Here is a 26186-nt window from a genome sequence, read left to right on the forward strand (position 1 = left end):
ACCGAGCGCACCCAGCTCGACGGCACCGGCAATGTCAAGGGCACCGGCGTGTTCAAGGACTGGGACATCCAAGCGGTCTACCGCGCCGTCGGCTACCTGTCGCAGAACCTCACCAACCTGCCATTCGACGATCAGGCCGGGGTCGTCCCGAACGAGGCCGGACGTGTCCTCGCCGACGAGGACGCCGACGGTGCGGACCGCTATCTGCCCGCCACCTACGTGACCGGCTGGATCAAGCGCGGACCGGTCGGACTCATCGGCCACACCAAGGGCGATGCCAACGAGACCGTAGCCTGCCTGCTCGACGACAGCGTGAACTTCACCCCGGCCGCCGAGCCGGAACTGGATGCGGTCACCGAATTCCTCGAGGGCAAGGGCATCCCGTTCACCACTTGGCAGGGCTGGTACCGCCTCGACGCGCATGAGCGCGCCCTCGGCGAGCCGGAGGGCCGCGAGCGTGTCAAGGTCGTCGAGCGCGAGGACATGCTGCGCGCCAGCGAGCCGCACAAGGTCTAGTCCACCGCCGGGCGGCGACGGAAAATCCTTCACCGAAGACGTGGCGCGGATGCCCCGTCCCGCAGGGCGGATTCGAGCGCTCGCCGAGTGAGTGGGCGGCATGAGCCAGAAATCTCCCACCTTAGGCGGGAGGCGATGCAATGAGGCATTCTGTACAAGTGTTCGATGCCCATCTCCACATCTTCGACCCGCGGTTCCCGCTGGCCGAGAACGAGGGCTACCTGCCCGACCCGTTCACCATCGCCGATTATCGAAAGCGCATGTCGCGCTTCGATGTCGGTGGTGGCGCCGTGGTCAGCGGATCGTTCCAAGGCACCGATCAGACCTACCTGAAAGCGGCGCTGGCCGAGCTCGGCGAGGGGTGGGTCGGCGTCACGGCGCTGGACCCGGACGCCACCGACGAAGAGATCATCGAACTCGATCGGATCGGTGTACGGGCGCTGCGATTCAACGTCAAGCGCGCGGCCGCGGATATCACCGCGATGACGTTGCAGGCATTGCGCGCGCACGACCTCGTCGGCTGGCATGTCGAGGTGTATATCGACGGCAACATGCTCACCTCCATGCGGCCGGTGATATCGAAGCTGCCGGTTTTCTCCATCGACCATCTCGGTATGTCCGAGGAGGGTCTGCCCTATCTGCTGGATCTGGTTGATCGCGGGGCGCGGGTGAAGGCGACCGGTTTCGGGCGGGTGCAGATGAAGGTGGCCGATACGCTGCGCCGGATCCACGCGGTCAATCCCGGGGCGCTGATGTTCGGCACCGATCTGCCCGGTACCCGCGCCGGGCGGCCGTTCCAGGATTCCGATGTCGATCTGATCTGCGATGTGGTGGGCACCGATATGTTCAAGGTGCTGGAGGACAATGCGCGGGCGTTCTATCGACTGCCCGCCCGCCAACGGGCGATTCCGGCTGATCCGACGCCCACTTTGCCGATCCGCCGCACCGAGCAGCCGACGCTGCCGCTGCGGCGTGATGAGCTGCCGAAGCTCGAATCGGCGGACACGATTCCGTTCCCTGCCATCGAGTGAGTACGACGATCATCAGCGTCATCGCCGACATGACCTCGTAGCCCGGAGCCCGGCGGCGGGAAACGCCATCGATGCCCGGCCTCGACTCAGGTCACGATGGCACCGATGACCCACACCCCGGTCGCCAGCAGCGCACCGAAGAGTTCGATGAGCATCGACAGGCCCACACCCTTGAGCGCGTGAACCGTTGCCTGCCAAGCGGGTTGGTTGTCGCGAAGCCGCTGCAGCTCCGAAAGGTATACGCCCAGAACGAATCCCACGAACAACCCGACCACGGGGATGAGGAAGAAGCCCACGATGCCGAAGATCGCGCCGATGAACAGCGCGCGATTGGATACACCCGCATCCTTCATCTTCCGGCCCGGCCAGGTGTATTTGATGACCCCGGACAGCACCAAGAACGCTGTGCTGATGGCGAATACGGTCCACGCTGTCGCGCCCCCGGTCATGAACGCCCACACGGCAATGGCGCCGAAGATCAAAATTGCGCCCGGCAGAATCGGGGCGATGATCCCGACCAGACCGACCAGAATTACCAGGCCGACAACGACCTCACCCCAAGCTGACACTGCCGGTCCCTCCGCTTTCCGCGTCTAGTCACGCTGCCAGGATTCTGGCCCATTCGCCGGATCGGTGCACGGTGTCGATTCCCGGCGTTTGTGAGGCCGCTCACAGGTTGTCACAGCGTGCGCGGCCCCGTCCGTCTTAGTGGGCATGACGAACACAGAACAGACCACAGTGTTGATCACCGGAGCCAACAAGGGACTCGGTCTCGAAGCGGCGCGGCGGCTCGGGGAACAGGGGTGGACGGTGTTCCTCGGCTCGCGTGACGCAGCTCGAGGGCAGGCCGCCGCCGACAAACTCGCCGCTGAGGGGGTGAACGTCGTGATGGTGCCGCTGGATGTGACTTCGCAGGAATCGGTGTCGGATGCGGTACGGCTCGTTCGCGAGCACACCGACCGGCTGGATGTGTTGATCAACAACGCCGGTGCACCGGGGAATATTGTCGCGCCCGCGGACGCGACGGCTGACGAAATTCATTCCGTCTACGACACCAACGTGTACGGACCGATCAGGGTCACGCATGCGTTTCTGCCCTTGCTGGAGGCGGCGGAGAATCCACGGGTGGTGATGGTGTCCAGTGGTGGCGGTTCCTTCGCGGTCGTGACCGATCCGGATCAGCCCGTCTCGAAAATGCACGAGCTCGCCTACAGCTCGTCGAAAGCGGCGCTGAACATGATTACCGTGCGGTACGCCCAGGCGCTTCCGAAGATCAAATTCAATGTCGCCACTCCCGGCGAGGTCGCGAATCGCAAGTTTGCCGCCACCGACATGAACCATCACACCGGACAGCTGACGGTTACCGAGGGCACCGATTCGATCGTCGAACTCGCGATGATCGACGCCGACGGGCCGACCGGGATCTTCATCGATCGCCTCGGCCCAGTTGCCTGGTGACGGGCGCGGTGGCCCGTCCTCGGAACAGGGGACGGGCCACTCGCCGTTTTGTGGGGCTGTGTGGTCGGGGCGTTATTACGCTTGGGGTATGCGAATTTCGGTTGCGGCGGATGAGCGGGTTGGGGTGGCCGAGGAGCTGGTGGTGGAGCTCGGGCGGCGGGGGTTCGACACGTTGGTGCATGGGGCGCTATCGGATAGTGAGCGCGACGACTGGGCTTGGGCCAGTGAGGCGGCCGCGCGGGATGTGGCCGAGGGGCGGGCGGAGCAGGGGGTGGTGTGCTGTTGGACGGGGACGGGGGCTTCTATTGCCGCCAACAAGGTGGCGGGGGTCCGGGCCGCGCTGTGTGGGGATGCGGCGACCGCCGCTGGTGCCCGGAAGTGGAATGACGCGAATGTGCTTGCGCTGAGCCTGCGTTCGACTTCCCGGGCAGAGCTGACGGAGATTCTTGACGCGTGGTTCGGCGGTGAGCCGAGTGCTGATGTGGAGGATCGCGCCAATATCGCACATCTGGCGAAGATCGAACGCGGACATTGAGGCATTGACAGTATGCTGTCAAATATGACAGCATACTGTCATGCCGACGAAAACAGTTCACATGGCCGTTTACGACACGCTCGCCGACTGGGAGGTCGGTGCGGCGACCGCGCATATCAATCGGCCCAGCTGGCAGAAAGCGCCAGGAACCTTCCAAGTGCAGACCGTTGGGCTCACCGCCGATCCGATCATTACGACAGGTGGGATGCGGATCGTGCCGGATGTGGTGCTCGCCGATCTCACGCCCGCCGCGAGCGCGATGCTGATCCTGCCCGGCGCTGACACCTGGGAGACTGGCGAACTCGTGCCCTTCGTGCACAAGGCGCGGGAGTTTCTGGATGCGGGGGTTCCGGTCGCGGCGATATGCGGTGCCACCTTCGGATTGGCGAAAGGAGGGCTCCTCGATAATCACGCCCATACCGGTGCTGCCGCGGAATACCTTGCCTACAGCGGATATTCGGGCGGCGATCGCTATCTGGACCAGGCGGCGGTACTGGACGGCGATCTCATCACGGCAGGTCCGACCGCGCCCTTCGAATTCGCGCGCGAGGTGTTGCGCAGGCTCGATGTCTATGAACCGCATGTGCTGGACGCGTGGTATCGCTTGTTCGGCCACAGTGATCCGGCGGCGTTCGCCGCACTGTCGGAGTACGAGGCGCATAGGGCCACCGCTTCCGTGTGAGGAAGAATCCGCAGAGAACCGCCGATCCAGGAAGGCGTGCAGAACAGGAGTTCCGATATGAGTGACACGCCTGAGCAGGAACTCTTCGCGAGCGTCGCCATCACCTCGTTTCAGCTGAACGGTCAATTCCTCGCCATCGCAGAGGAATTGGCCGCGCCCGGCGGAATTACGGCGGCGTGGTGGCAGGTGCTCGGCGCGGTGCTGCGCGAACCACTGCCGGTCGCCGGAATCGCCCGAGCGATGGGGATCACCCGACAGAGTGTGCAGCGCATCGCGGACCTGTTGGTGGACAAGGGACTTGCTGAGTTCCAACCGAATCCGGCGCACCGCCGGGCCAAACTCGTCGCGGTCACCGAGGCGGGTCGCGAGGCCATCAAACGCATCAATCCACAGCATGCCGTCATGGCGAAACGGCTCGCCGATGAACTCGGTGCCGAGCAATTCGCCCTGACCGCGCAGGTCATGACCCGACTCTCCGCTGCGCTCGACGCCATCACCGACCAGGCCTGATCAGCGAACCCGCGCCGGTCAGGCGAAGGGTTTGTCGGTTCGGCCGACCAGGTCGGCAACCGAATCGACGACCAGGGTCGGGCGGTAGGGGAATTGCTCGACCGACTCGCGGGTGGAGATGCCGGTGGTGACCAGGACGGTGCGCATGCCCGCTTCGAGGCCCGAGACGATATCGGTGTCCATCCGGTCGCCGATCATCACCGTCGACTGCGAATGCGCGCCGATCCGGCGCAGTGCCGAGCGCATCATCAGCGGGTTCGGCTTTCCAACGTAGTAGGGCTCCCTACCGGTCGCGCGGGTGATCAGTGCGGCGACCGAACCGGTCGCGGGGAGCAGGCCCTCGCGGGACGGTCCGGTCGCGTCCGGGTTGGTGGCGATGAAGCGGGCGCCCCGGTCTACCAGGCGGATCGCGGTGGTGATCGCCTCGAAGGAGTAGGTGCGGGTTTCGCCGAGCACCACGTAGTCCGGATCGCTATCGGTCAGCACATAACCGATTTCGTGTAGTGCGGTGGTCAGGCCGGATTCGCCGACGACGTAGGCGGTTCCATTGGGGCGCTGGTCGTTGAGGAAGGTCGCGGTGGCCAGCGCCGATGTCCAGATCGCCTCCTCCGGAATATCGAGTCCGGTGTGGCGCAGCCGGGCCTGCAGGTCGCGCGGCGTGCGGATGGAGTTATTGGTGAGCACCAGGAAGGGGATCTCGTTGCTGCGCAGCTCGGCAAGGAATTTGTCGGCGCCGGGCACCAGATGGTCTTCGTGCACCAGCACCCCATCCATATCGGTCAAGTAGGACAGGATCGGTTCATCTGGTGTGCTCACGGGTCAATTGTCGGCTACCCGCCCGCTCACCGCTGGGATACCAGGTCAGGTGCGACCATCCCCACACCGCGCCGCGCACCTTCGAGGGCAAGGCTGTACAAGCGGTGGATATCCCGCAGACGTCAGAGCTGTGCGCGAGACACCGCGCGGCGCACTTTCTAGAGCGAAGCTGTACAAGTGGTGGCATCCCGCAGAAGTTGGGGGGTGTGCCGAATGCTCCGCCGAGCGGTTATTCCATCACATCATCGTCACCCTCGGGGGATCAATCACTTCCGGCTGAGCATGATTGCGTGGCGGCCGTCGAAATAGCGGCTTGACTTATGTCACGGCCAAAATCCGCCACAATTCGGCAACAGGCACTGCGAGGTATGCGCCATGCCCCCTGGTTATGTGTGGGCGAATCACCTAATGCGCTCGCGTAGCGCGACCCTGCACATCGCGCTGGCTCGGGCTGACTATGGTCGAGGGGAGGCCGTGTGAGAACCGATCGCGCAGCGCTCAGGTAGGCCGATCGCGGCTCGGGAACTCCCGTGTCGCCCTTGCGGTTGTACCGGGATGCGGTCGCGGGATTCAGGCGGCCGACGGTGTGCGGAAACTCCCGCACGGACCGTTGAGCGAAGCGACAGGAGTGGCGCATATGGGTGATCTCAAGCTCGGATACAAGGCGTCGGCAGAACAGTTCGGACCGCGGGAATTGGTGGAAATCGCGGTGGCGGCCGAGGAACACGGCCTCGACAGCGCGACCGTGAGCGACCATTTCCAGCCGTGGCGACACAAGGGCGGGCACGCACCGTTCTCGCTGGCCTGGATGGCCGCGGTCGGCGAGCGCACCAAGCGCATCCAACTCGGTACCTCGGTGCTCACCCCGACCTTCCGCTACAACCCCGCCGTGATCGCACAGGCCTTCGCGACCATGGGGTGTCTCTACCCTGACCGCATCATGCTCGGTGTCGGCAGTGGTGAGGCGCTCAATGAGATAGCCACCGGCTACACCGGCGAATGGCCGGAATTCAAGGAGCGTTTCGCCCGGCTGCGCGAATCCGTCGACCTCATGCGCGCACTGTGGACCGGTGAGCGCACCGACTTCGACGGTGAGTACTACAAGACCGTCGGCGCCTCGATCTACGACGTGCCCAAGGGCGGCATTCCGATCTACATCGCCGCGGGCGGACCGCTGGTCGCGCGCTACGCGGGCCGTGCCGGTGACGGTTTCATCTGCACCTCCGGCAAGGGCATGGACCTCTACACCGAGAAGCTGATGCCCGCCGTCGCGGAGGGCGCCGCCAAGGCGGGGCGCACCGTCGAGCAGATCGATCGGATGATCGAAATCAAGATCTCCTACGACACCGATCCCGAACTGGCACTGGAGAACACGCGCTTCTGGGCACCGCTGTCGCTGACCGCCGAGCAGAAGCACTCCATTACCGACCCAATCGAAATGGAGGCCGCAGCCGACGCCCTCCCGATCGAACAGATCGCCAAGCGCTGGATCGTCGCCAGTGATCCCGACGAGGCCGTCGAACAGATCAAGCCCTACCTCGACGCCGGTCTCAACCATCTGGTCTTCCACGCCCCCGGCCACGACCAGTCCCGCTTCCTCGACCTCTTCCAGCGCGACCTGGCCCCCCGCCTCCGCGCCCTCGGCTGAGGCGCGGCTGTTCCGATCGCGGCGGTACCGGCTGAATGTCGTTGGGCTCCGTCCGCCGATATTCGGCCGGGTCCCGCACCGACCATCTGACTACCTTCGGCGCTGCCGAGGCGCGGTGGTGCGGCGATTATTCGACTCGGGTCAGGCGCGGGTGAGGGCGAAGATGCGGAGGTCTCGGGTGGTGCGGGTGCGGTAGACGTTGTAGGCGCTGGTGATTTCGGCGAAGCGGGCGAAGAGGGCGTCCTTGTCGGATTCGACCAGGGTGGCGCGCACGGGGATGCGTTGGCCTGCGATGGCGACGGTGGCATTCGGGTTCGCCAGCAGGTTCTCGGTCCAGGCTGGATGCTTATGCTGGCCGAAGTTGCTGCCGATCACGTAGATGGTGTCGCCGTCGTGCAGGCAGAGCAGCGGTTGAGTGCGCGGCTCGCCGGATTTGCGGCCGGTGGTGGTCAGCAGCATGACCGGGGCGCCGATCGGGCCGAGGAGCGTGTACTTGGCATTCGTGCGCTGGAGGATGGCCCGATCCAGCGGGGTGACCTTCCGAATCAGCCACGACCCGGGTTTGGTGGAGGCGAGCTTGGTCGCCAGGCGGGCAAGAAAATTGGTGTTCGAACCCCACTGCCGTTTCGGAAACTGCTCAGCCATCCCCGGACTATATCCGGATCGGTGCTTCACCAAACCTTGCGCGCGCAGCCCGACAGTCGGTGCGAATAGGAATTCGTGATCGCCGTCTCGCCGAACGGTCGAGGTAGCGGCGGATTCACTAAGCTCTCGGACATGGCCGACTCCGCTCCATCCGCTGTGTACATCGCATCTCCGGAGGGTGACACCGGAAAATCGACGGTGGCCCTCGGCATGCTCCAGATGCTGTGCGCGACCACCGCCCGGGTCGGCGTATTCCGGCCGATCACCCGCTCGACCACCGAGCCGGATTACATCCTGGAGTTGCTGCTCGAGCACAGCACCGCCGATATCGATTACGCGCAGGCCATCGGCGTTACCTACGAGCAGGTACACGCGGATCCGGATGCCGCGATCAGCGAGATCGTCATGCGGTTCCACGAAGTCGCGAAGCTGTGTGATGCGGTGGTGATCGTCGGCAGCGACTACACCGATGTGGCCAGCCCGAGCGAGTTGCGTTTCAACGCCCGCATCGCGGTGAACCTCGGCGCACCCGTACTGCTGGTGGTGCGCGGTGCGGGCCGTACCCCGGGCGAGGTCGAGCAGCTGGCCGAGTTATGCGCGCACGAGCTGTCCCTCGAACACGCGCACCTGATGTCCATCATCGCCAACCGTTGCGATCCAGGGCAATTGGACGAAGTAGGTGCCGCTCTGACGGCCTTCGGTGTGCCGTCCTGGACGTTACCTGAAGTGCCACTGTTGATTTCGCCCACCATGGCCGAGCTGTGTACCGCGATCGACGGCGAAATGTACAGCGGTGATGTCGAATTGCTGCACCGCGAGGCACTGAAGATCATGGTCGGTGGCATGACGGCCGAACATATTCTGGAGCGGTTGGTCGACGGTGTCGTCGTCATCGCGCCCGGCGATCGCTCCGACGTACTGCTCAGTGTCGTGAATGCGCATGAGGCGGAAGGTTTTCCGTCGCTGTCGGGCATCATCATGAATGGTGGCATGCTGCCGCATCCGGCCATCGCGAGGCTGATGAACGGGCTCAAACCCAAGCTGCCGATCCTCACCACCGAGCTCGGCACCTACGACACCGCGAGCGCGGCCTTCCGCACCCGCGGCCGCATGTCGGCGGGCAGTCCGCGCAAGGTCGATACCGCGCTGGCACTGATGGAACAGCATGTCGACGCGTCGGAGTTGTTGCAGCGCATCGAGATTCCGGATACGTCGGTAGTGACGCCGCAGATGTTCGAATACCAGCTGATCGAGCGCGCCAGAGCCGACCGCAAGACCATTGTGCTGCCCGAGGGCGACGACGACCGGATTCTGCGCGCCGCCGGTCGGGTACTGCAGCGCAAGATCGCCGATCTGGTCATTCTCGGTGACGAGGCGGCGGTGCGTGCCCGCGCCGCGGAACTCGGTGTCGATATCTCGGCAGCGCGGGTACTCGACCCGCGCACCTCCGGTTACCTCGACGAATTCGCCGCGCAGTACACCGAATTGCGCAAGCACAAGGGCATGACGCTGGAGCGTGCCCGCGAAACCATGGCCGATATCTCGTATTTCGGCACCATGATGGTGCACAAGGGCATTGCCGACGGCATGGTCTCCGGTGCCGCGCACACCACAGCCCACACCATCCGGCCGTCCTTCGAGATCATCAAGACCGTGCCGGGGGTTTCAACCGTCTCCAGTGTGTTCCTCATGTGTCTGGCCGATCGGGTGCTCGCCTACGGCGACTGCGCCGTCGTCCCGGATCCGACCTCGGAGCAATTGGCCGATATCGCGATCTCCTCCGCGCACACCGCGGCCCGCTTCGGCATCGATCCGCGCGTCGCGATGCTGTCGTACTCGACCGGTGAATCCGGCAGTGGCGTCGATGTGGACAAGGTGCGCGTCGCGACCAAACTGGTCCGCGAGCGCGCACCGGAGCTGCTGGTGGAGGGCCCGATCCAGTACGACGCGGCGATCGAACCCACCGTGGCCACCACCAAACTTCCGGATTCCGAAGTGGCCGGGCGCGCAACGGTCTTCGTGTTTCCCGATCTCAACACCGGTAACAACACCTATAAGGCGGTTCAGCGCAGTGCCGGTGCGGTCGCGATCGGCCCGGTGCTGCAGGGGCTGCGCAAACCGGTCAATGATCTGTCTCGCGGTGCGCTCGTCGCCGACATCGTGAATACCGTTGCGATCACGGCGATCCAGGCGCAGGAGGGTTGATGCGAACCGACTCTCGACGCGGTCGTTCGATGCGGAGACCATGGCTTCCCACACTGGCGGCGACTGTGATTGCTGAACGAGTGCGGGGAACGCACGAAACGCAGGAGGTGTGATGAACGCGGCATCGCGGAGCGATTCGACAAGCGGCGGTGGTCAGGCGACGGGTGGGCGCGATGATCTGGTGTTGGTGATCAATTCCGGCTCGTCGTCGATCAAATACCAACTGCTGGACCCGGAGTCGGGTGTGGTCGCCGCCTCCGGCATGGTCGATCGGATCGGTGAGGAGCAGGCCGGGATCGAGCATCAGGTCGATGGCCGAACCATCGAACATCGCCAGCCGATCGCCGATCACACGGCGGGGCTGCGGCTGGTCTTCGATGTGTTCGCCGAATCCGGCCACGATCTGGCCACCGCCGATGTGCGCGCGGTCGGGCACCGCGTTGTGCACGGCGGCGAGGTGTTCTATCGGCCGACGCTCATCGATGATGCCGTGGTCGCGACCATATCCGACCTGTCTTCGCTTGCGCCGCTGCACAATCCGGCGAATGTCGCGGGCATCGAGAGTGCGCGCGAACTGCTGCCCGGGGTAGCGCAGGTGGCGGTCTTCGATACCGCGTTCTTCCATGGCCTGCCCGAAGCCGCCAAGACCTACGCCATCGACGCGAAACTCGCTGCCGCGCAGGGCATCCGGAAGTACGGCTTCCACGGCACGTCACACGAGTACGTTTCCGGTCGCGTCGCCGCGCTGCTCGATCGAGATCCCGCCGACCTGAACCAGGTTATCTTCCACCTCGGCAACGGCGCATCGGCATCTGCCATCCGCGGCGGACACCCGATCGACACCACCATGGGCTTCACCCCGCTGGAGGGGCTGGTGATGGGCACCAGGGGCGGCGATCTCGATCCGGGGATCATCGCGCATCTGGTCCGTGCGGCCCACCTGGATGTCGACCAGATCGATGAAATGCTGAACCGTAATGCCGGACTCAAGGGCCTGTCCGGCGTCAACGACTTCCGTGAGCTGCAGCGGCTGATCGAGGTGGGTGACGTCGCGGCCCGCCTGGCCTATGACGTGTACATCCACCGCCTGCGCCGCTATCTCGGCGCCTACCTGATCGAGCTCGGTGGCGTCGATGCCATCACCTTCACCGCGGGCGTCGGCGAGAACAGCCCGCAGGTCCGCGCCGACGCACTCGCCGGACTGTCCCGTTTCGGCATCGCAGTCGATCCGGACCGCAATTTCGCCAAGGATCGCGCCGCCCGGCATATCTCCGCGCCGGGCGCAGAGGTCGCCGTGCTGGTCGTGCCGACCAATGAGGAACTGGCGATCGCGCGGGCCGCACTACAAGTTGTCGCAGCTCAGCGGGCTGATTGAGCGGGCCTAGAAAACCTCACGGAATCCTCACAGTCGCTGCGGCAGTATTGGTGTCGGATCAGATTCGCGCCGGACGCCGAAACCGGGGCGGAACCTCCGCCGCTATCGGGACCGCGATGCCCTCGCCACTCCCGATGCGCCCGCCCCGGCTGCCCCCGGGGCGGGCCGGAATCGCGCGGAACCCGGGGATGATCGGTGTGCCGACTGCTCCGCGAATCTGGATCCGAGCCCGGCCGGAGTTCCCTCCCGGCCGGGTTTGCTTTGTTCCCCGCCTAGATCCAGGTCTTGGCTCGAATGGAGTTCGCCAGGTCTACCAGGGCGTAGCGGTGGTTGCGGCCCGGGGCGCTGCGGGCCAACGCACGCAGCCCGGCCTCGGTGCCCGCGCGCAGCTCGCGCTCGGTGAACGGCGCGCCGAAGAGGGTGGCGTCGTCGCTCGCGGGCGTATTGCCCGATTGCAGCCAGGTCAGCGCGGCACCGAGGACGAGCACGCGCATCTGGATCGCGCGGCTCTCCCCGCTGGGCAGGCCGGCCACGCGCGAAGCTGAAAGGTGCAGGGTGGATTCGGGGAGTTCGGCGATCGGGGCGGCGGTGAGCAACAGCCACACCGCGGTCATCCGGGCTGTTGTGTAGTGCCGGGAGGCGGCGGGCACCTCGTCGAGCGCGCGCACGGCCTCCTCGACCTGACCCGCCGCGGACGACTGCCTGGCCAGGCCGAAGGCGGCGCTCACCACGGCACGGTCGGTGCGCCAGACGGTGGCATAGAACTTCTCGGCATAGGCTCGCCATTGTTCGTGGTCAACCGAATCCCAATGCTGCAGAACGAGTTCCGCGGTCGCGCCGAGCGCGAGCTTGGGGGCGATCTCGCCGGGCAGCACCCGCAGCACCGCATCGAAGCTGTTATAGGCCTGCTCGTAATCCAGCTCCAGCAGCTGAGCGTGGCCCAGGTACCAGTCGATGCGCCAATCGTGATCGCTGGGCAGCCGCGACAGCATATGCAGCACCGCCGCCGATTCACCGAGTTCGAGTCGAAGCTTGGCCTCGGCCAGCGTCAGCTCCAGATCCAATGTCTCCTGGGGCTTTTCGGGATCGGCTACGGCACGCTCATGTGCCTCCTGCAATGCCGCAAGCGCGTCGTTCGGTTCCGGATGTGCCACGGCTGCGAGCACCGGCACCGATGCGTCCGTCGGATCGATGAGCGGAACCGGAAGTGCCGCAGCCACTTCGTCGGCGCGCAGCAGGTTGCTTCTGGCGATGCCGTCGGCATAGGCATCGGTTTGGCTGATCAACTCCTCGGTGCCGAAGCTGGCGCGCTGTGGACTGAAAACTGTGGACAGCTGTGGATGTTCGGCACCGGTGTTCATGGCGAGGATCTCGCGCAGTACCCCGGCCAGCTGCGCGGACATGACGCGCGCGGAGGGGAAGCGGCGCTCGGGATCGGGATCGGTCGCACACAGCAGCAGGCGGTGGAAGAACTCGTAGCGTTCGAGCACCGGATGGTCGCCGGGGTCGGGAATGCCGTCGAGATACCGTCCCTGTTCCATCGGCATACTGAGCGTCAGCACGGCCAGCGTCCGCCCGACCGTGTAGATGTCCGACGCCACCGTCGGTCCGGTCCTGGCGATCTCGGGCGCCTGAAAACCTCTGGTGCCGTAAAGGTTTCCGTAGGCATCGAGGGTGGTGACGGCACCGAGGTCGATGAGTTCGACCTGGTCCTCGGTGACCATGATGTTGTCGGGTTTGAGGTCGTTGTAGGCCAACCCGATCGAATGCAGATATTCCAGCGCGGGCAGGATCTCCAGCAGATATGCGATCGCCTCGGGGACCGGCATCCGCTGCGGCCGCGGGTAGGTGTCGAGGATATCGCGCAGTGAGCGACCGCCGACGTACTCCATGACGATGTAGCCGATCGACTCGCCGTCCGGGCCGGTGTGCTCGACGAAGTTGTGGATCTTGACGATGCTGGGATGTGCTACCTCGGCGAGGAATTGGCGTTCGGCGACGGCCACCGCTTGGGCCTCGGTATCGCCCGCGTGCAGCAGGCCCTTCAAAACCACCCAGCGGTCGCTGACATTGCGGTCGATCGCGAGGTAGATCCAGCCGAGCCCGCCGTGCGCGATACAGCCCTGGACTTCGTACTGGTTCGAAACCAGATCGCCCTCGTGCAGCGACGGGCGGAAATCGTATGGCGCACCGCAGGTTTCGCAGGTGCCAGCGGTCATCGCGGGGCGGGTCGCGGTGGCGCGCCCGACCGGGTTGCCGCAGCGCCAACAGAAGCGCCTGCCCTCGGAGACAACGGGTTCGGCGAGCACCGCGGTGCGTGGATCGGCGGGCGGGATATTCGGGATCGTGACCAGTCCGGCACCGAGTTTGCGCGTCGTCGGTCGCGAGCGCGCGGTGCGCACGCTGCGGCCCGAGGTGCGCATGGTTGCGGCGGAGGTCGGCTCCGGGGCATTCCATGCGCCGACGGTGAATTCGGCGGCCATATGGTCACGGCGAACGGTTTCGCCGGAGGGGGGTCGGCGGCGGATGGTCTCGGGGGAGGCGCGGTGGTCACGGATCGTCTCGGCGGAGGCGGGCTGGTGCCGAACCGTTTCACCGGAAGCGGCACTGGCACCCTCGGCCGCCCCGGTATGCGGGGTTTCGGCCTCGGGTCCGGTGCTCGGTGACCACCTGATCGTTTCGATGGCCGCGGAGCCGGATTCGGCTTGTTCGAAGAACGCGGTCGCCCTGGTGCTTTCTCCGGATTCCTCGGTGAATTCCTGCGGCTCGTTCTCGGTCGAATCGGCGGCATCGTGCGGTGATGTCATCGCCGTCAGTCCTGATAGGTCGGGACGGGCGCGGGTGGGACCGGGCCCAGTGCGATGAGGTATTGCTGGTAAAGCCGGGCCCAGGTGCCGTCGTTGCGGATGCGCTCCAGCGTGCCGTTGACGAAGCGGACCAGATCGTCGTTGCCCTTGGGAATTCCGATGCCGTAGGGCTCGACGCTGATGCTGGGGCCGACCAATTCGGTGTAGGACGAGTCCTGCGTGGCCAGACCCGCGAGGATCGCGTCGTCGGTGCTGATCGCGTCGACTTGACGCTGCTGCAGCACGACCAAACAGTCGGCCCAGGTCGGCACGGTGAGGATGGTCGCGCCCGGCTGCTCGCGGCGCATGTGGTCCAGCGAGGTGGTGCCGGAGACGATGCACACCCGCTTACCGGCCAAATCGGCCAGACTTCGGATACCGGAATTCTTCACCGCGAGCACACGCTGATTCGCGTGCAGATAGACGGTCGAGAAGGTGACCCTTTGCCGCCGTTCGCAGTTGATCGTCATCGTCTTGGCGACGATATCGACGACGTGATTCTGCAGCGCGCTCTCGCGCTCCGCGGACCCGAGACTGCGGTACTCGATCTGATCCGGACTACCGAGCAGATCCCGGGCGACCTCCCTCGCGATATCGGCATCGAACCCGACAATCGTGCCGCTGACCGGATCCCGGAAGCTGAAAAGGTTACTGCCGGTATCCAATCCGACCACCAGCCGACCGCGGGCGCGAATCGCATCGATGGTCGGTCCGTGGGCGGCCGCACCCGCCCCGGTAGGCCGCAGACTCGCGGTCGGATCGCCGCACTGCTCGTCGCGTTCCGGTGGAATCGGTGAATCCGTGGATATCGAAACGGCGTTGGCGGGCAGCGGTGGTTCGGTGTATTTGGTGGTCTTGGTATCGATCGTGTCCGAGCCCGCCGCGCACCCGGCGAGCAGGGTGGTTGCGGCGAGCGCGGCGAGCAGTCCGCGCACGCGGTTCATCGGTACTCCCGAAGTCGCGGCCACATACCGAGGCCGACATAGGCCGCGGCGAGTATTCCGAGCACCATCGCGCCCGGCGCCAGGAAGTTCAGTGACCGGGCCGCGCCGGAGATGTTGTCGCGCAACGTATCGCGCGTCGCATCCAGGCCCAGTCCCAGTGCCCGGTCCAGCGATTCCACCTGTGCCGCGGCATCCGCTGAGCCCGGTCCGGTCGCCACTGTCGCCGCCCCGACGAAATCACCGCGGGCGAGGGTGTCGTTCATGCGCTGATGGGCCGCTCGCCAACGGGTGAGTGCCGCACGGGCTTTCGTGATCTCATCGGCCGCGGGTGCGTCGGACGGATAGCCGCTGAGCAGTTCGTCGAGCCGGGTGACGCTGGACTCGTAGGTGCGGTCGTAGTCGCCGGTGGCGTCGCGGCGCACCAGCTTCAGCGTCTCCGCCGAACGCGCCTGCTGGGTCAGGATGCGGCTCTCGGTCAAACGGGAACTCGGTACCGCGCCGTCATCGCGGCCACCGATCATCTCCGCGGCCGATACGGATCCGGCGATCAGCGTCCACGCCAACAGGATCAGCACCCCGGCCGAGGCGAGCAGCAGTCCCGGATTGAGTACGCGGTGCCAGCGCTTCGCCAGATCGAACTGCGCCCATATCAGCGCTGCGAGCGCCAGGATCAGCATGCCGATCGCGGACCACGGCGGCTGCACGTGATGCCGCTGGGCCGCGCTCACGGCATCGGAGCGGTGGCTCTGCAGTTGTGCGGCCATCGGCAGCAAGACGGTCTGCATCTGATTCGATGCCTCGCTCAAGTACGCGGCGCCGACCGGGTACCCGTTGCGATTGTTCGCACGGGCGGTTTCGACCAGACCAGAGTAGACCGGCAGGCCGGTGGCGATGCCCGTGCGCAGCCGGGTGTCCGGATCGTCATCGGTGGCCTGTCCGGCCGCGTGACCTGATTGCGTCACCAATTCCGCCGATGCCTCGCCCAATGCCTGGCTGTAGCGGTCGCGCACGGTCTCCGGTTCCAGACCGCCCGCGATGAACGCGGTACTCGCCGCGGCATCGGCGATGGACAGCGAGGTGTAGAGGTGATGGGAGGAGTTCGCGTCCGGCTCGGTGTCGTCGAGCAGGATGTCCAGTGACTGCTGCCGATCGCTCACCGTCGCGGCGGTCATCACGCCCGCGGCCAGACACAGGCCGATGAGCAGCAGACCGATGGCGATCAGCCGACCCGGGGTCGATAGCGCGAACGATCGTAGGTTGGCCGGGTCCAGATGGGCACGTAGCCCGGCCTCACGCGGCACGTCCAGCCGCTCGGGCCCGACATCGGCCGTGACCGACGGCGGCCGCGGGGCCGTCGTCGAATCGAGCGCTGCCATCTCCACCTCCCCGGTTGGTGCGCACATGTGCTCCTGCTGGGAGCTTATTGTGGTCTTACCGGCGCCGTGGCGTGTGAAACAACCGCGCGACGGCTAGATGAGGATGGTAACCAGATGCGTGGTGACGGTGACGGTTGGTCACGCGGCCCGGACGGATTGCGGCATTGGGGCCGCTTCGGGGCGGCCGGACTGCTACTGCGCGCGCCGCTCGCCGGCGGCGTTTCGGCGGTGTTGTTGCAGCACCGCGCGCCGTGGAGTCATCAGGGCGGCACTTGGGCGCTGCCCGGCGGCGCTCGTGACAGCCACGAGACCCCCGTGCACGCCGCGGTCCGCGAGGCATGGGAGGAAGCGGGTATCGATCCCGCCGATGTTCGGGTGCGGGGAGAGCGAATCACCGCGACGGCATTGAGCGGCTGGACTTACACGACCGTGGTGGCCGATGCGGTGATGACGCTGCCGACCAGCCGCAACCGGGAGAGCAGTGCGTTGGCCTGGGTTCCCGAGGACGAGGTCGACAGCCATCCGCTGCACCCCGGCTTCGCCGTTTCCTGGCCTGCGCTGCGGGCGGCCCCGGCGCGCGTCTGCCTCGACGATATCGACGTGGACGACGCCAATACCGTCGCGGCCGCGCTGCCTCGCACCGTTGACCTCGCCGATCAAGGCTTCGTCTGGTTGCACTCCGATCCCGAAGGACCTGGTGCCTACGCCCGCATAGTCGATGCGGATATGGTTTCGACGGATGCCTTGCGGCCGGATGCGAATTCGACGATCGCCCCGACCGATTCGATCTTGGCGCTTACCCGAGTCCAGGTGCTGTCCTGAAGATGGGGGTACGAAAGCCCCACCTCTCCGCAGCGCTGAAATGCGGCAATACAACTTCGAGTCGTGCTGGGCAGGTCGCCTCGAGTTCGTGATCGGCAGGCCCCAGGGCGAGGGGCGGTGCTTCGGTTTCGCACTCGGCAGGCCGTGGCTGTGCTGACCGACCAATGTCACCTCGGGTTCCCGCGCGCCGAGTCGCCGCCGACCTAGGCGTTTTGCTGCAGAGCTGGCTGGAGTTGTCGCGCCGCTGCGTGCGGGTAGCGCTGGGTGAGATCTAGCCGAGCCGAGCGTTTTGCAGAAGTGCGGTCTTCAGCTGCCGTGCCGCTGCCTCCGGATCGTGCGCCTCGGTAATCGCGCGAACCACGACAACGCGCTGCGCTCCCGCCGCCAACACCTCGGGTAGTCGCTCGGCATCGATGCCGCCGATCGCGAACCACGGCCGGGTGGGGTGGGCGTCGGCGGTGGAGCGCACCAGCTCCAAGCCTGCCGCCTGACGTCCCGGCTTCGTCGGCGTCGCCCACACCGGTCCGGTGCAGAAGTAGTCGATGTGGTCATCGATCGCGGCGAGCCCGGCTTGCGCCCGGTTGGTGGTGGAGCGCCCGATCACCACATCGGGGCCGAGAATGCGTCGGGCATACCACGGCGGTAGATCGTTCTGTCCGAGGTGCAGCACATCGGCTCCGGCGGCGAATGCGATATCGGCGCGGTCGTTCACCGCGATCAGTGCGCCGTGCCTGCGGGCCGCGGCCTTCAATTCGGCGAGTGCGCCGATTTCGGACTTGGCCTCGAGCGGGCCGAACTTCGCCTCACCGGGGGAACCCTTATCCCTGAGCTGAATGATGTCGACACCGCCCGCGAACGCGGCCTCGGCGAACTTGGCCAGGTCGCCCTTCTCCCTGCGTGCGTCCGTGCACAGATACAGCCGGGCGGTAGCCAAACGCTCCCTGGGCGGTAGGGACCGGAACTGGTGGGAGGGTTGCACGTGCTCGACCGTAGTCGCGCTACCGTGGGGATGCGAATAGCGTGAGTAGTAGGGCAGGTGGATCTGATGCGGACTCTGGCCGTCGTCGGTGGCGGCGCCATCGGACTCGCCGCCGCCTGGCGGGCGGCCGAGGCGGGCTGGTCGGTCACCGTATTCGATCCCGCCGTCGGGTCCGGCGCCTCCTGGGTTGCCGGAGGGATGCTCGCACCAATGTCCGAGGGCTGGCCGGGGGAGGATCTGGTCCTGGAATTCGGCGCGGCCTCGCTGGCCCGCTGGCCCGAGTTCGCCGCGCGACTCGAATCGACGACCGGTGTATCGGTATTCGTCGCCGATGAAACCCTGACCGTCGCGCTGGATGGCGCGGATGCCGCCGATCTGCGCGCGGTGGCCGAATGGGTCGGTGCTCGAGGCCATGAGCTCGAAGTGCTCGACCGAGCCGGTGTGCGCGCGCTCGAACCCGCGTTGGCACGCACCGTGCGCGCCGGTCTGCGCGCCCCCGCCGAACCCGCTATCGATAATCGCCGACTCCTGGACGCGCTCCAAAAGGCTTGCAGGAAAGCAGGAGTCGAGGTGCGTGCTGAAACGGTCGAAAGAGTGGACGCACTGTCGCACGACCAAATAGTGCTCGCCGCGGGCGCGGCATCGTCGGGGCTGTGGTCCGAACTCCCGGTCCGCCCCGTGAAGGGCGAAATCCTGCGCCTGCGCCATCGTCCGGGCGCGACACCGCCGCCACAGCGCGTGATTCGCGCGCGGGTACACGGCAGGCAGGTCTACCTGGTGCCCCGCGCGGACGGAATCGTCGTCGGCGCAACACAGTACGAGGCGGGCTTCGACACGACGGTGACCGTCGCCGGAGTCCGCGACCTGATCGCCGACGCCGAGGCGATACTGCCCGGTATCGGCGAATACGAATTGGCCGAGGCCAGCGCAGGATCCAGGCCGGGCACCCCCGACAACCTGCCCTTGATCGGGCGGCTCACCGACCGGCTCGTGGCCGCCACAGGTCACGGCCGCAACGGCATGCTCGCGGTACCGCTCACCGTCGACGCGGTGTTGAGCCTGCTCGACGGCGCACCGCTCCCTGATGCGAAAGCCGCCGACCCTCAACGTTTTTCGACGGCGCACTCGCCGTCACCGGCAATATCTGCAGGAGGAGTTCGATGACCTCGGTCCCCATCGGTGTCACGGTGAACGGGCAGGACCACGAATTCGACCGATCCCTCACGGTGCGTGAACTTCTCGACCAGCTCGGGCTGCCGTCGCAGGGCGTCGCGCTCGCGGTGGACGGTGCGGTTTTCCCGAAGTCCCGCTGGGACGAGCCGGTCGGGCGCGGCTGGGAGATCGAAGTGCTGACGGCGGTCCAGGGTGGCTGAAGCACTGGACACCCCTGACGCACTGGAGATCGCGGGCAAGCGGTTCGGCTCTCGCCTCATCATGGGCACCGGCGGCGCCGAGAATCTGGCCGTGCTGGAGGAGGCGCTGATCGCCTCGGGCACCGAGCTGACCACGGTCGCCATGCGCCGGGTCGACGCCGTCGGCGGCACCGGCGTGCTCGATCTGCTCAAACGCCTCGAGATCACGCCGCTGCCCAATACCGCGGGTTGTCGCACCGCCGCCGAGGCCGTGCTCACCGCGCAACTGGCCGCCGAGGCACTCGACACCAACTGGGTCAAACTCGAGGTGATCGCCGACGAGCGCACCCTGCTGCCGGATCCGATCGAATTACTCACCGCCGCAGAGCAATTGGTCGACGCCGGATTCATCGTGCTGCCGTACACCACCGACGACCCGATCCTGGCCCGCCGACTGGAGGATGCCGGCTGCGCCGCCGTCATGCCACTCGGCGCCCCGATCGGCACCGGACTCGGCATCGGCAATCCACACAATATCGAGATGATCGTGGCCGCCGCGGGCGTCCCGATCATCCTCGACGCGGGCATCGGCACCGCGAGCGACGCCGCCCTGGCCATGGAACTCGGCTGCTCAGCAGTCCTGCTCGCCACCGCCGTCACCCGCGCCCAGCAGCCCGCCCTCATGGCGGCTGCGATGCGCAATGCGGTCACCGCCGGTCACCTGGCACGCCACGCAGGCCGCATCCCCAAACGCTTCTGGGCCCAAGCCTCCTCACCGGCCCGCTGAGCCGGGACCACCCGCCGCTGACGCATGCCTGCGGCCGATAGCACCATCCGGCGCAGCGATTCGCTTGCCACGCATGTTATTTCGCGCGAATTCGTGCGTGGCGCGCGAATCAATGCGCGGCAGCAGCCGGAGGCGTGACGGGCGGGTGCGTATGGCCGTCGCGCTGGGGTGGCTGGTGACTGGGGTGGTCGGGCCGAAACGGGGGGCACCCGAAAGTGGCGGCGGCTGTGCGCAATGGGGTCACCTTCGGTCACCTGGCGCGTCGGGCAGGCCGGAGCACCAAAACCCTTTTGGGCCGAGGCGTCGTCACCGGTGCGCTGAGTCTGCGGTGACGCCGTCGCCTGTGGTTCGGTGCTCGTGCCGGTATTCGCAGGTCGGGTGCGTGAAGCGGCGCCACAAGCGGCGCAAACTCGTACGGGCGCATGCACATCCCCGTAGGCTCGGATCATGGGCGCGGATCTCGGTGAACGCCTGCAATCGGTTCGGAAGCGGCGCGGACTGACACAGCGGCAGCTTGCACAGGCTTCGGGTATCTCGGTGTCGCTGGTCCGCAAGATCGAGCAGGGTGAGCGCGACGACACCCGGATCGAGACCCTGCGCCGGATGGCCGTCGCACTGGAGTGCCCGGTGTCGATGTTGCTCGGCCCGAACCCAGGGGCACCGGAGGGTGGCGGTGGCAATCTTTGGCTGCCGACCCGTACGGCAATCCTGTCGCCGAGCTCTGGGCAGGACGGCGGGGTAGTGGCCGATCGTGCAATGGAGGAAGCCCTCACCGGAGCCGTGAAGCTGTACCACGACAACGAATACGAGCGGCTCGCCGCCGTATTGCCTCGGCTGATCGAGGACGGCTACGCCGGGTCTCCACTCATGCGGTCGCGGATTCTGCAACTTGCCGGTTCGGTGCTGGTCCAGACCCGCCAGCTGCAGCCGGCACGGGTGGCGCTCGAGCGCTCGCTGGCCGAAGCTGAGGCGACCGGCAATGTGCTCGACGCGGCGTCGGCTGTGGTGACCCTGTGCTGGTTGCTGCTGGTCGAGCGGCAGTTCGAAAAGGTTCGCAAGCTGGCAACGCAATGGGCCGATCGGGTTGAGCCGCGACTGTCGGTGGCCACCACGCAGGAGATTTCTACCTGGGGTTGGTTGCTGTTGCGCGCGTCTGCCGCGGCCATCCGGGACAACCGGTCCGACGAGGCTGACGACATGATGCGGCTCGCCCAGGCCGGAGCGGTCGCGGTCCGCCGCCAACCGGGCGGCTACCACCAGTATTGGACAACTTTCGACCCGGCGACGGTCGCGATGAAACGGGTGGAGAACGCGGTCGTGGACGATCGCCCGGACCTGGCGCTCCGACTTGCCCGCAACGTACCGGCGGGTCTGCGGCCGACGTCGGACAACCGAAATCGGCATCTGCTGGACGTCGCGCACGCGCATATCGAGTTGCGTCGCTACGACGCGGCGTTCGAAACCCTGTTCCGCTTGTCTCACGAAGCCCGGCCGTGGCTGATCGAGCAGCGGATGGCTCGGGATCTGGTCGGCAGAATCATCGCCCGGCGGCGCACACTGACCAATGAAATGCGCGAGCTGGCCGATCTGGTCTGTCTGGAATACTAAGCGCGCCAATACCTTTCGACTGCCCGCAGGGCTCTGGGCGCGTGACTTCGTTGTGGCACTTCAGCAATGTCGCTCGGCAAAGTGCCATTGAGTGCCATAGGTCCCCAGTGTGACGCTCGAGGTAGCACGCGCCGCCGGGTCGATGCCTTCGGCACCTCGGCGGCGGGTGCCCACCACGCCAACGAGGGGGTACATGCGATGCGAGAAGAGCCGACCGCGTTGGGATGGGTGGACCTCGATATCAGTTCGGCGGAGGACTGGGATGCGGCGCAGGTGCGGCGGCTGGCGCAGCGGCTCGGGTATGCGCTGATCTGGCCGGAGGTTTCGCCTCTTCCGCTTGTCGACCAGGTGCGCTGTGCTGATGTCGATGCGGTGATAACACCGTCGCTCGAACACCTGAATGTGCTTGCGGTGAACGCGATCATGAGTGTGGCCGATGTGGAGATCGTGCTGCCACGACTTTCGTTCCATCGTTGGGCGGCGGTCGCGCCTGCCAGGCAGCTGTGGTGAGCGGTACGGTTGCGTTCGGGTTGGCCATGGCGGTTGGGTTGCCGCTGGCGGTGCTTGTCGGCGCGGTTTGCTGGCCGCCCCATGGCCACGATGACGAGGAGGACGAGTAGACAAGGCCCCCGGTCGACTACGGCATGGTGCTGGCTCCGGACCCAACGATGGGTTTGCGGCGCACGGTCGCCGCTCACGTCCGATGCGGGCGGCTCCGAGCCCCGGCTCGTTAACGGGTAGATGGTTCAGGGTGATTCCCTGATGCGGCCCGGGGCCGATGGGATCGTTCGTCATCCTCGAGGATGATTGAAATCGGCACCATTTAATGACGCGCATGGCAGCGCAATGAGGAAAGCTGGCACCATGATCGAGCTGAGGGGCCTGACCAAGCATTTCGGGCAGACCGTCGCGGTTCAAGATCTCTCCTTCACCGTTCGACCCGGACAGGTGACGGGCTTTCTTGGACCGAACGGCGCCGGTAAATCCACCACCATGCGGATGATCCTCGGCCTGGACAAGCCCACCGCGGGCACCGCGTTGATCCAGGGCAAGCCGTATCACGAGCTGGACCATCCGCTGCGTGCCGTCGGTGCGCTGCTGGATGCCAAGTGGGTGCATCCGAACCGTTCGGCCCGCGCGCATCTGCAGTGGATGGCCGCTTCCAATGGCATCGCCATGTCTCGGGTGGACGAGGTGCTGCGGCTGGTCGGCCTGTCCGAGGTGGCGGGCAAGAATGCCGGTGGCTACTCCCTCGGCATGTCGCAGCGGCTAGGCCTGGCCGGGGCACTGCTCGGCGATCCGCCGGTGCTGCTGTTCGACGAGCCGGTGAACGGCCTGGATCCCGAGGGCATCCTCTGGATCCGCCGGTTCATGCAGCGGCTCGCGGCCGAGGGGCGTACGGTGCTGGTCTCCAGCCATCTGCTTTCTGAAATGGCCCAGACCGCAGAGCATTTGGTCGTCATCGGGCGCGGTCAGCTGATTTCCGATTCGACCACCCAGGAATTCATCGAACGCGCCTCGGAACAGTCGGTGCGCGTGCGCAGTCCGCAGCTCGAGCAGTTGCGCAGTCTGCTCACCTCCAATGGCATGACCGTCCGCGAGGACGGCACGGGCCAGGACGGCGCCGCATTGGTCGTGGCCGGGGTGACCAGTGACACGGTCGGCAAACTGGCTGGTTCGAACGACATCACGCTGTACGAATTGGCGCCGCAGCGGGCCTCGCTGGAGGAGGCATTCATGCGGATGACCGGCGGCGCGGTGCAGTACCACGCCGAAGGCTTCGACCCGGTGGGAGCGTCAGGCCCGGAGGCGGCGGCTCGCGTAACCCCGCAGGGCCCCGCGCCCTACACAGCGATGGGAGGTGCGCTCTGATGGGCGTGCTGGCAGCGGAACGTATCAAGCTCACCTCGACGAGGTCGCCGTGGTGGTGCACGGCGATCGTGGTGGTGCTCGCACTCGGCCTGGCCGCGCTGTTCGCGGCGGTGGCCCGCTCGTCATCGGGCCAGGAGAACGCGCTCGATCTCACCGTGTCCACGGCGGTCGGCGGGATCAGCGGATTCGGCGTCATGGTCCTGATGATCATGGCCACCTTGACCGTGACCAGCGAATACCGCTTCGGCATCATCCGGACCACCTTCCAGGCGACACCGCATCGCGCCAAGGTGATCGCCACCAAGGCGGGGCTGGTCGGCGTGTACGGCGCGGTGCTCACGATTGTGCTGGCCTTCGCCGCCTACGCGATCGCCAAGGCAATCGGTGGTGGTGCGGCCGACAATCTGACGCTCTCCGGCGGTGATGCCTGGCGCGAGATCTACGGCATTCCGATTTATACGTTCCTCGGCGTGATCCTCGCGGTCGGCATCGGTGTGCTGGTCCGACAATCGGCCGCAGCGATTTCCCTGATCGTGCTCTGGCCGCTGCTGATCGAGCCGCTGCTCGGCGCCTTCGGCAGCTTCGGACGCAATGTGCAGCCGTTCCTGCCCTTCGCGAATGCGAGCCACTTCTACAGCGCGTCGGAATCGACGGCGAACTGGCACTGGGGGCCGTGGGGCGGTCTGCTCTACTTCGCGGTTTTCGTGGCAATTGTCTTTGGCGGTGCACTGGTTATGGTCAACCAACGCGATGCATGATTGAACTACCCGAGTTGCCCTCCCTCGCCGCTCGGGTGACGGGTGCCGACCTTGTCGGGAGGTCCGACGCCCCGCGCACCGTCTGCCACTGCCCGGTGGACGATGTGTCATCGGCCCGGTGTGTGAATCCCCTTCCACACCGGGCCGGTGTATGTATTCGGGACAATCCGGGCGGCATGTGAACATCCCGGAAACTATGCCCGGCACCGCTTCCGTCCGGAATCAGCCCTGGCTACGCTCGGGGTTCAGCAACCAGTGAGTTATCCATTGGCGGACCCGTCGAAGTGCCCGCTCAGTCTGATCGAGGGGGCGCAGGTGGCGATAATAAGTAACCCGCCGACGGTTGGTCGGCTGAGATACGCTCGGGGCGTGACCGAAACACCTTCCGGCGGTGCTGAGCCGGGGATGGAGCCGGAGGACAACGGGGGCGGCTCGTCCGAGGTGACCATACCGTTGGTGCCCGCCGACGAGGACCGATCCGCTCGTCGTCCCGGCTCGGGAATTCGACGCGGACAGTTCTCCGCCTTGATGAATGCCGCGAACCAGCGGCCCGACATCATCGGTGTGCTACGCAAGGCGCGCGAACAACTGCCAGGTGACCCGTCTTTCGGTGACCCGCTTTCGGTTTCGGGTCCCGGCGGCGCCCGCGCGGTGGCGCGCGCGGCGGATAAGTTGGTCGGCGATACGCCGAGCGCGGCCCGGGAAATCGGGTTCGGCGCACTGCAGGTCTGGCAGGCGATGTTGGAGCGCGTCGGCCGCGGCCGAGGTAGCGAAGAAATAACTGTGATGTTCACCGATTTGGTGGCGTTCTCCAGTTGGTCGCTCTCTGCAGGCGATGAGGCGACCCTCGAATTGTTGCGCGGGGTAGCCAAAGCCATCGAACCGCCGATCGCCGATCGCGGCGGTCAGGTGGTCAAGCGAATGGGCGACGGCGTGATGGCCGTGTTCACCTCGGCCGATCGCGCGGTGCGCGCTGCGGTACAGGCGAAACGGAATCTGGCCGACGTCAGTGTGCGCGGTTATCGCCCGCAGATGCGGATCGGACTGCACACCGGCTCGCCGCGCGAGATCGGCGGCGACTGGCTCGGTGTGGATGTGACGATTGCCGCTCGGGTGATGGAGGCCGGAGGCAATGGCAACACCATGCTTTCGCATGCGACGTTGCAGTCCCTCGCGCCGGAGACACTCGAAGAACTCGGGTACTCGGTCAAGCCGTACAGGCGCAGTTTCTTCGCCGCACCGTTGAGTGGGGTGCCGGAGGATTTGCGGATCTTCCGCCTGAGCTCTGTTTGATTGCAGCGGCTCTGTTATTGGCCGCGCCTTCGGCGCGGCGTGTTCGCGGCCCCCTGGTGTCTCGCGTCCGAGCCGGCGAGACACCCCCCCGCCGCGCCCGCCCGTCCAACGCGCCGTCCCGCGACGGG

At 66.2% G+C, this 26186-nt stretch carries 24 protein-coding genes and 1 pseudogene; 18 read left to right on the forward strand and 7 right to left on the reverse strand.

The features are described 5' to 3' along the window. Together ACIBJI_RS41770 and ACIBJI_RS41775 are read left to right on the forward strand one after the other, a co-directional pair. A pseudogene (locus ACIBJI_RS41770) lies at positions 1 to 516 on the forward strand (pyridine nucleotide-disulfide oxidoreductase); the annotation flags it as partial. Between the two features lie 140 nt (positions 517 to 656). Next, positions 657 to 1547 carry an amidohydrolase family protein gene (locus tag ACIBJI_RS41775; protein WP_364359412.1) on the forward strand — a complete coding sequence of 297 codons (891 nt, stop codon included), beginning with the start codon at positions 657 to 659 and terminating at the stop codon, positions 1545 to 1547. Between the two features lie 86 nt (positions 1548 to 1633). Here ACIBJI_RS41775 and ACIBJI_RS41780 read toward each other — a convergent pair whose 3' ends face one another. Next, a complete protein-coding gene (locus ACIBJI_RS41780) occupies positions 1634 to 2116 on the reverse strand; it encodes a DUF456 domain-containing protein (RefSeq protein WP_397088726.1) in 483 nt (160 codons plus the stop codon). Between the two features lie 145 nt (positions 2117 to 2261). Here ACIBJI_RS41780 and ACIBJI_RS41785 point away from each other — a divergent pair, with 145 nt between their 5' ends. The 4 genes from ACIBJI_RS41785 (at position 2262) to ACIBJI_RS41800 (ending at position 4732) form a co-directional block, all read left to right on the forward strand. Continuing rightward, on the forward strand, positions 2262 to 3005 hold the full coding sequence (locus ACIBJI_RS41785; RefSeq protein ID WP_364359406.1) for an SDR family NAD(P)-dependent oxidoreductase: 744 nt from the start codon (positions 2262 to 2264) through the stop codon (positions 3003 to 3005). 88 nt (positions 3006 to 3093) lie between these two features. Beyond that, positions 3094 to 3540, forward strand: a complete 447-nt coding sequence (locus ACIBJI_RS41790) for an RpiB/LacA/LacB family sugar-phosphate isomerase (protein ID WP_364359403.1) — start codon at positions 3094 to 3096, stop codon at positions 3538 to 3540. 40 nt (positions 3541 to 3580) lie between these two features. Then, complete coding sequence (locus ACIBJI_RS41795; protein WP_364359400.1) at positions 3581 to 4222, forward strand: DJ-1/PfpI family protein; 642 nt, start codon at positions 3581 to 3583, stop codon at positions 4220 to 4222. 57 nt (positions 4223 to 4279) lie between these two features. Then, positions 4280 to 4732 (forward strand): MarR family transcriptional regulator, encoded by a 453-nt coding sequence (locus ACIBJI_RS41800; protein ID WP_364359397.1) that lies wholly within the window; start codon positions 4280 to 4282, stop codon positions 4730 to 4732. Positions 4733 to 4750: 18 nt separating this feature from the next. On the opposite strand, the gene ACIBJI_RS41805 is transcribed toward ACIBJI_RS41800, so the two are convergent. Beyond that, entirely contained in the window at positions 4751 to 5506 is a 756-nt protein-coding gene (locus tag ACIBJI_RS41805) for an HAD-IIA family hydrolase (protein ID WP_396958000.1), read from the reverse strand. Between the two features lie 679 nt (positions 5507 to 6185). Between ACIBJI_RS41805 and fgd the strand changes: the two genes are divergently transcribed. Beyond that, a complete protein-coding gene (gene fgd, locus ACIBJI_RS41810; RefSeq protein ID WP_364359391.1) occupies positions 6186 to 7196 on the forward strand; it encodes a glucose-6-phosphate dehydrogenase (coenzyme-F420) in 1011 nt (336 codons plus the stop codon). 141 nt (positions 7197 to 7337) lie between these two features. On the opposite strand, the gene ACIBJI_RS41815 is transcribed toward fgd, so the two are convergent. Continuing rightward, positions 7338 to 7841 carry a nitroreductase family deazaflavin-dependent oxidoreductase gene (locus tag ACIBJI_RS41815; RefSeq protein WP_364359388.1) on the reverse strand — a complete coding sequence of 168 codons (504 nt, stop codon included), beginning with the start codon at positions 7839 to 7841 and terminating at the stop codon, positions 7338 to 7340. A gap of 132 nt (positions 7842 to 7973) precedes the next feature. On the opposite strand from ACIBJI_RS41815, the gene pta reads away from it, so the two are divergent. Both pta and ACIBJI_RS41825 read left to right on the forward strand, forming a co-directional pair. Continuing rightward, positions 7974 to 10046, forward strand: coding sequence for a phosphate acetyltransferase (gene pta / locus ACIBJI_RS41820; RefSeq protein ID WP_364359385.1), 2073 nt, complete (start codon positions 7974 to 7976; stop codon positions 10044 to 10046). A gap of 112 nt (positions 10047 to 10158) precedes the next feature. Beyond that, the gene (locus tag ACIBJI_RS41825; RefSeq protein WP_396957636.1) at positions 10159 to 11421 is read left to right on the forward strand and encodes an acetate kinase; all 1263 of its coding nucleotides are present in this window, start codon (positions 10159 to 10161) and stop codon (positions 11419 to 11421) included. 272 nt (positions 11422 to 11693) lie between these two features. Here the strand turns inward: ACIBJI_RS41825 and ACIBJI_RS41830 are convergent, their stop codons facing one another. From ACIBJI_RS41830 to ACIBJI_RS41840, 3 genes are read right to left on the reverse strand one after another with little or no spacing between them, the layout of a single operon-like run. Further along, positions 11694 to 14228, reverse strand: coding sequence for a serine/threonine-protein kinase PknG (locus ACIBJI_RS41830; RefSeq protein ID WP_364359379.1), 2535 nt, complete (start codon positions 14226 to 14228; stop codon positions 11694 to 11696). Positions 14229 to 14233: 5 nt separating this feature from the next. Continuing rightward, a complete protein-coding gene (locus tag ACIBJI_RS41835) occupies positions 14234 to 15211 on the reverse strand; it encodes a glutamate ABC transporter substrate-binding protein (RefSeq protein ID WP_364359376.1) in 978 nt (325 codons plus the stop codon). Then, complete coding sequence (locus tag ACIBJI_RS41840) at positions 15208 to 16587, reverse strand: hypothetical protein (RefSeq protein ID WP_364359373.1); 1380 nt, start codon at positions 16585 to 16587, stop codon at positions 15208 to 15210. Before ACIBJI_RS41840 ends, ACIBJI_RS41835 begins: the two co-directional genes overlap by 4 nt. Before the next feature lie 114 nt (positions 16588 to 16701). Between ACIBJI_RS41840 and ACIBJI_RS41845 the strand changes: the two genes are divergently transcribed. Continuing rightward, positions 16702 to 17409 carry an NUDIX hydrolase gene (locus ACIBJI_RS41845; protein WP_396957633.1) on the forward strand — a complete coding sequence of 236 codons (708 nt, stop codon included), beginning with the start codon at positions 16702 to 16704 and terminating at the stop codon, positions 17407 to 17409. 271 nt (positions 17410 to 17680) lie between these two features. Here the strand turns inward: ACIBJI_RS41845 and thiE are convergent, their stop codons facing one another. Then, on the reverse strand, positions 17681 to 18388 hold the full coding sequence (thiE, locus tag ACIBJI_RS41850) for a thiamine phosphate synthase (protein WP_364359368.1): 708 nt from the start codon (positions 18386 to 18388) through the stop codon (positions 17681 to 17683). Between the two features lie 66 nt (positions 18389 to 18454). Between thiE and thiO the strand changes: the two genes are divergently transcribed. From thiO to ACIBJI_RS41890, 8 genes are all read left to right on the forward strand, one after another. After that, positions 18455 to 19552, forward strand: a complete 1098-nt coding sequence (gene thiO, locus ACIBJI_RS41855) for a glycine oxidase ThiO (RefSeq protein WP_397088728.1) — start codon at positions 18455 to 18457, stop codon at positions 19550 to 19552. Beyond that, positions 19549 to 19761 carry a sulfur carrier protein ThiS gene (gene thiS, locus ACIBJI_RS41860; protein WP_364359362.1) on the forward strand — a complete coding sequence of 71 codons (213 nt, stop codon included), beginning with the start codon at positions 19549 to 19551 and terminating at the stop codon, positions 19759 to 19761. Before thiO ends, thiS begins: the two co-directional genes overlap by 4 nt. A 4-nt stretch (positions 19762 to 19765) precedes the next feature. Then, positions 19766 to 20527: a thiazole synthase gene (locus ACIBJI_RS41865; protein ID WP_364359418.1), complete on the forward strand. Its 762-nt coding sequence runs from the start codon at positions 19766 to 19768 to the stop codon at positions 20525 to 20527. 447 nt (positions 20528 to 20974) lie between these two features. Continuing rightward, a complete protein-coding gene (locus tag ACIBJI_RS41870; RefSeq protein ID WP_397088730.1) occupies positions 20975 to 22135 on the forward strand; it encodes a helix-turn-helix domain-containing protein in 1161 nt (386 codons plus the stop codon). 198 nt (positions 22136 to 22333) lie between these two features. After that, positions 22334 to 22645 carry a hypothetical protein gene (locus ACIBJI_RS41875; RefSeq protein WP_397088732.1) on the forward strand — a complete coding sequence of 104 codons (312 nt, stop codon included), beginning with the start codon at positions 22334 to 22336 and terminating at the stop codon, positions 22643 to 22645. 354 nt (positions 22646 to 22999) lie between these two features. Next, entirely contained in the window at positions 23000 to 24007 is a 1008-nt protein-coding gene (locus tag ACIBJI_RS41880) for an ATP-binding cassette domain-containing protein (RefSeq protein WP_364359353.1), read from the forward strand. Next, positions 24007 to 24765: an ABC transporter permease gene (locus tag ACIBJI_RS41885; RefSeq protein WP_364359350.1), complete on the forward strand. Its 759-nt coding sequence runs from the start codon at positions 24007 to 24009 to the stop codon at positions 24763 to 24765. The genes ACIBJI_RS41880 and ACIBJI_RS41885 overlap by 1 nt, the downstream gene beginning before the upstream one ends. 528 nt (positions 24766 to 25293) lie before the next feature. Continuing rightward, the gene (locus tag ACIBJI_RS41890) at positions 25294 to 26058 is read left to right on the forward strand and encodes an adenylate/guanylate cyclase domain-containing protein (protein WP_364359415.1); all 765 of its coding nucleotides are present in this window, start codon (positions 25294 to 25296) and stop codon (positions 26056 to 26058) included. Positions 26059 to 26186 lie beyond the last annotated feature (128 nt).

Source organism: Nocardia sp. NPDC050408, assembly GCF_044458905.1.
Classification (GTDB): domain Bacteria; phylum Actinomycetota; class Actinomycetes; order Mycobacteriales; family Mycobacteriaceae; genus Nocardia.

What these genes read in the sequence shown, in the direction of transcription:
- ACIBJI_RS41790 (WP_364359403.1), top strand. Translation starts at nt 3,094, where the DNA reads ATGCGAATTTCGGTTGCGGCGGATGAGCGGGTTGGGGTGGCCGAGGAG.
- ACIBJI_RS41815 (WP_364359388.1), bottom strand. Translation starts at nt 7,841, where the DNA reads ATGGCTGAGCAGTTTCCGAAACGGCAGTGGGGTTCGAACACCAATTTT.
- ACIBJI_RS41785 (WP_364359406.1), top strand. Translation starts at nt 2,262, where the DNA reads ATGACGAACACAGAACAGACCACAGTGTTGATCACCGGAGCCAACAAG.
- ACIBJI_RS41800 (WP_364359397.1), top strand. Translation starts at nt 4,280, where the DNA reads ATGAGTGACACGCCTGAGCAGGAACTCTTCGCGAGCGTCGCCATCACC.
- ACIBJI_RS41775 (WP_364359412.1), top strand. Translation starts at nt 657, where the DNA reads ATGAGGCATTCTGTACAAGTGTTCGATGCCCATCTCCACATCTTCGAC.
- fgd (WP_364359391.1), top strand. Translation starts at nt 6,186, where the DNA reads ATGGGTGATCTCAAGCTCGGATACAAGGCGTCGGCAGAACAGTTCGGA.
- ACIBJI_RS41840 (WP_364359373.1), bottom strand. Translation starts at nt 16,587, where the DNA reads ATGGCAGCGCTCGATTCGACGACGGCCCCGCGGCCGCCGTCGGTCACG.
- ACIBJI_RS41870 (WP_397088730.1), top strand. Translation starts at nt 20,975, where the DNA reads ATGGGCGCGGATCTCGGTGAACGCCTGCAATCGGTTCGGAAGCGGCGC.
- ACIBJI_RS41845 (WP_396957633.1), top strand. Translation starts at nt 16,702, where the DNA reads ATGCGTGGTGACGGTGACGGTTGGTCACGCGGCCCGGACGGATTGCGG.
- ACIBJI_RS41805 (WP_396958000.1), bottom strand. Translation starts at nt 5,506, where the DNA reads ATGGATGGGGTGCTGGTGCACGAAGACCATCTGGTGCCCGGCGCCGAC.
- thiS (WP_364359362.1), top strand. Translation starts at nt 19,549, where the DNA reads ATGACCTCGGTCCCCATCGGTGTCACGGTGAACGGGCAGGACCACGAA.
- ACIBJI_RS41795 (WP_364359400.1), top strand. Translation starts at nt 3,581, where the DNA reads ATGCCGACGAAAACAGTTCACATGGCCGTTTACGACACGCTCGCCGAC.
- ACIBJI_RS41835 (WP_364359376.1), bottom strand. Translation starts at nt 15,211, where the DNA reads ATGAACCGCGTGCGCGGACTGCTCGCCGCGCTCGCCGCAACCACCCTG.
- ACIBJI_RS41880 (WP_364359353.1), top strand. Translation starts at nt 23,000, where the DNA reads ATGATCGAGCTGAGGGGCCTGACCAAGCATTTCGGGCAGACCGTCGCG.
- ACIBJI_RS41890 (WP_364359415.1), top strand. Translation starts at nt 25,294, where the DNA reads ATGAATGCCGCGAACCAGCGGCCCGACATCATCGGTGTGCTACGCAAG.
- ACIBJI_RS41885 (WP_364359350.1), top strand. Translation starts at nt 24,007, where the DNA reads ATGGGCGTGCTGGCAGCGGAACGTATCAAGCTCACCTCGACGAGGTCG.
- ACIBJI_RS41830 (WP_364359379.1), bottom strand. Translation starts at nt 14,228, where the DNA reads ATGACATCACCGCACGATGCCGCCGATTCGACCGAGAACGAGCCGCAG.
- pta (WP_364359385.1), top strand. Translation starts at nt 7,974, where the DNA reads ATGGCCGACTCCGCTCCATCCGCTGTGTACATCGCATCTCCGGAGGGT.
- thiO (WP_397088728.1), top strand. Translation starts at nt 18,455, where the DNA reads ATGCGGACTCTGGCCGTCGTCGGTGGCGGCGCCATCGGACTCGCCGCC.
- ACIBJI_RS41875 (WP_397088732.1), top strand. Translation starts at nt 22,334, where the DNA reads ATGCGAGAAGAGCCGACCGCGTTGGGATGGGTGGACCTCGATATCAGT.
- ACIBJI_RS41825 (WP_396957636.1), top strand. Translation starts at nt 10,159, where the DNA reads ATGAACGCGGCATCGCGGAGCGATTCGACAAGCGGCGGTGGTCAGGCG.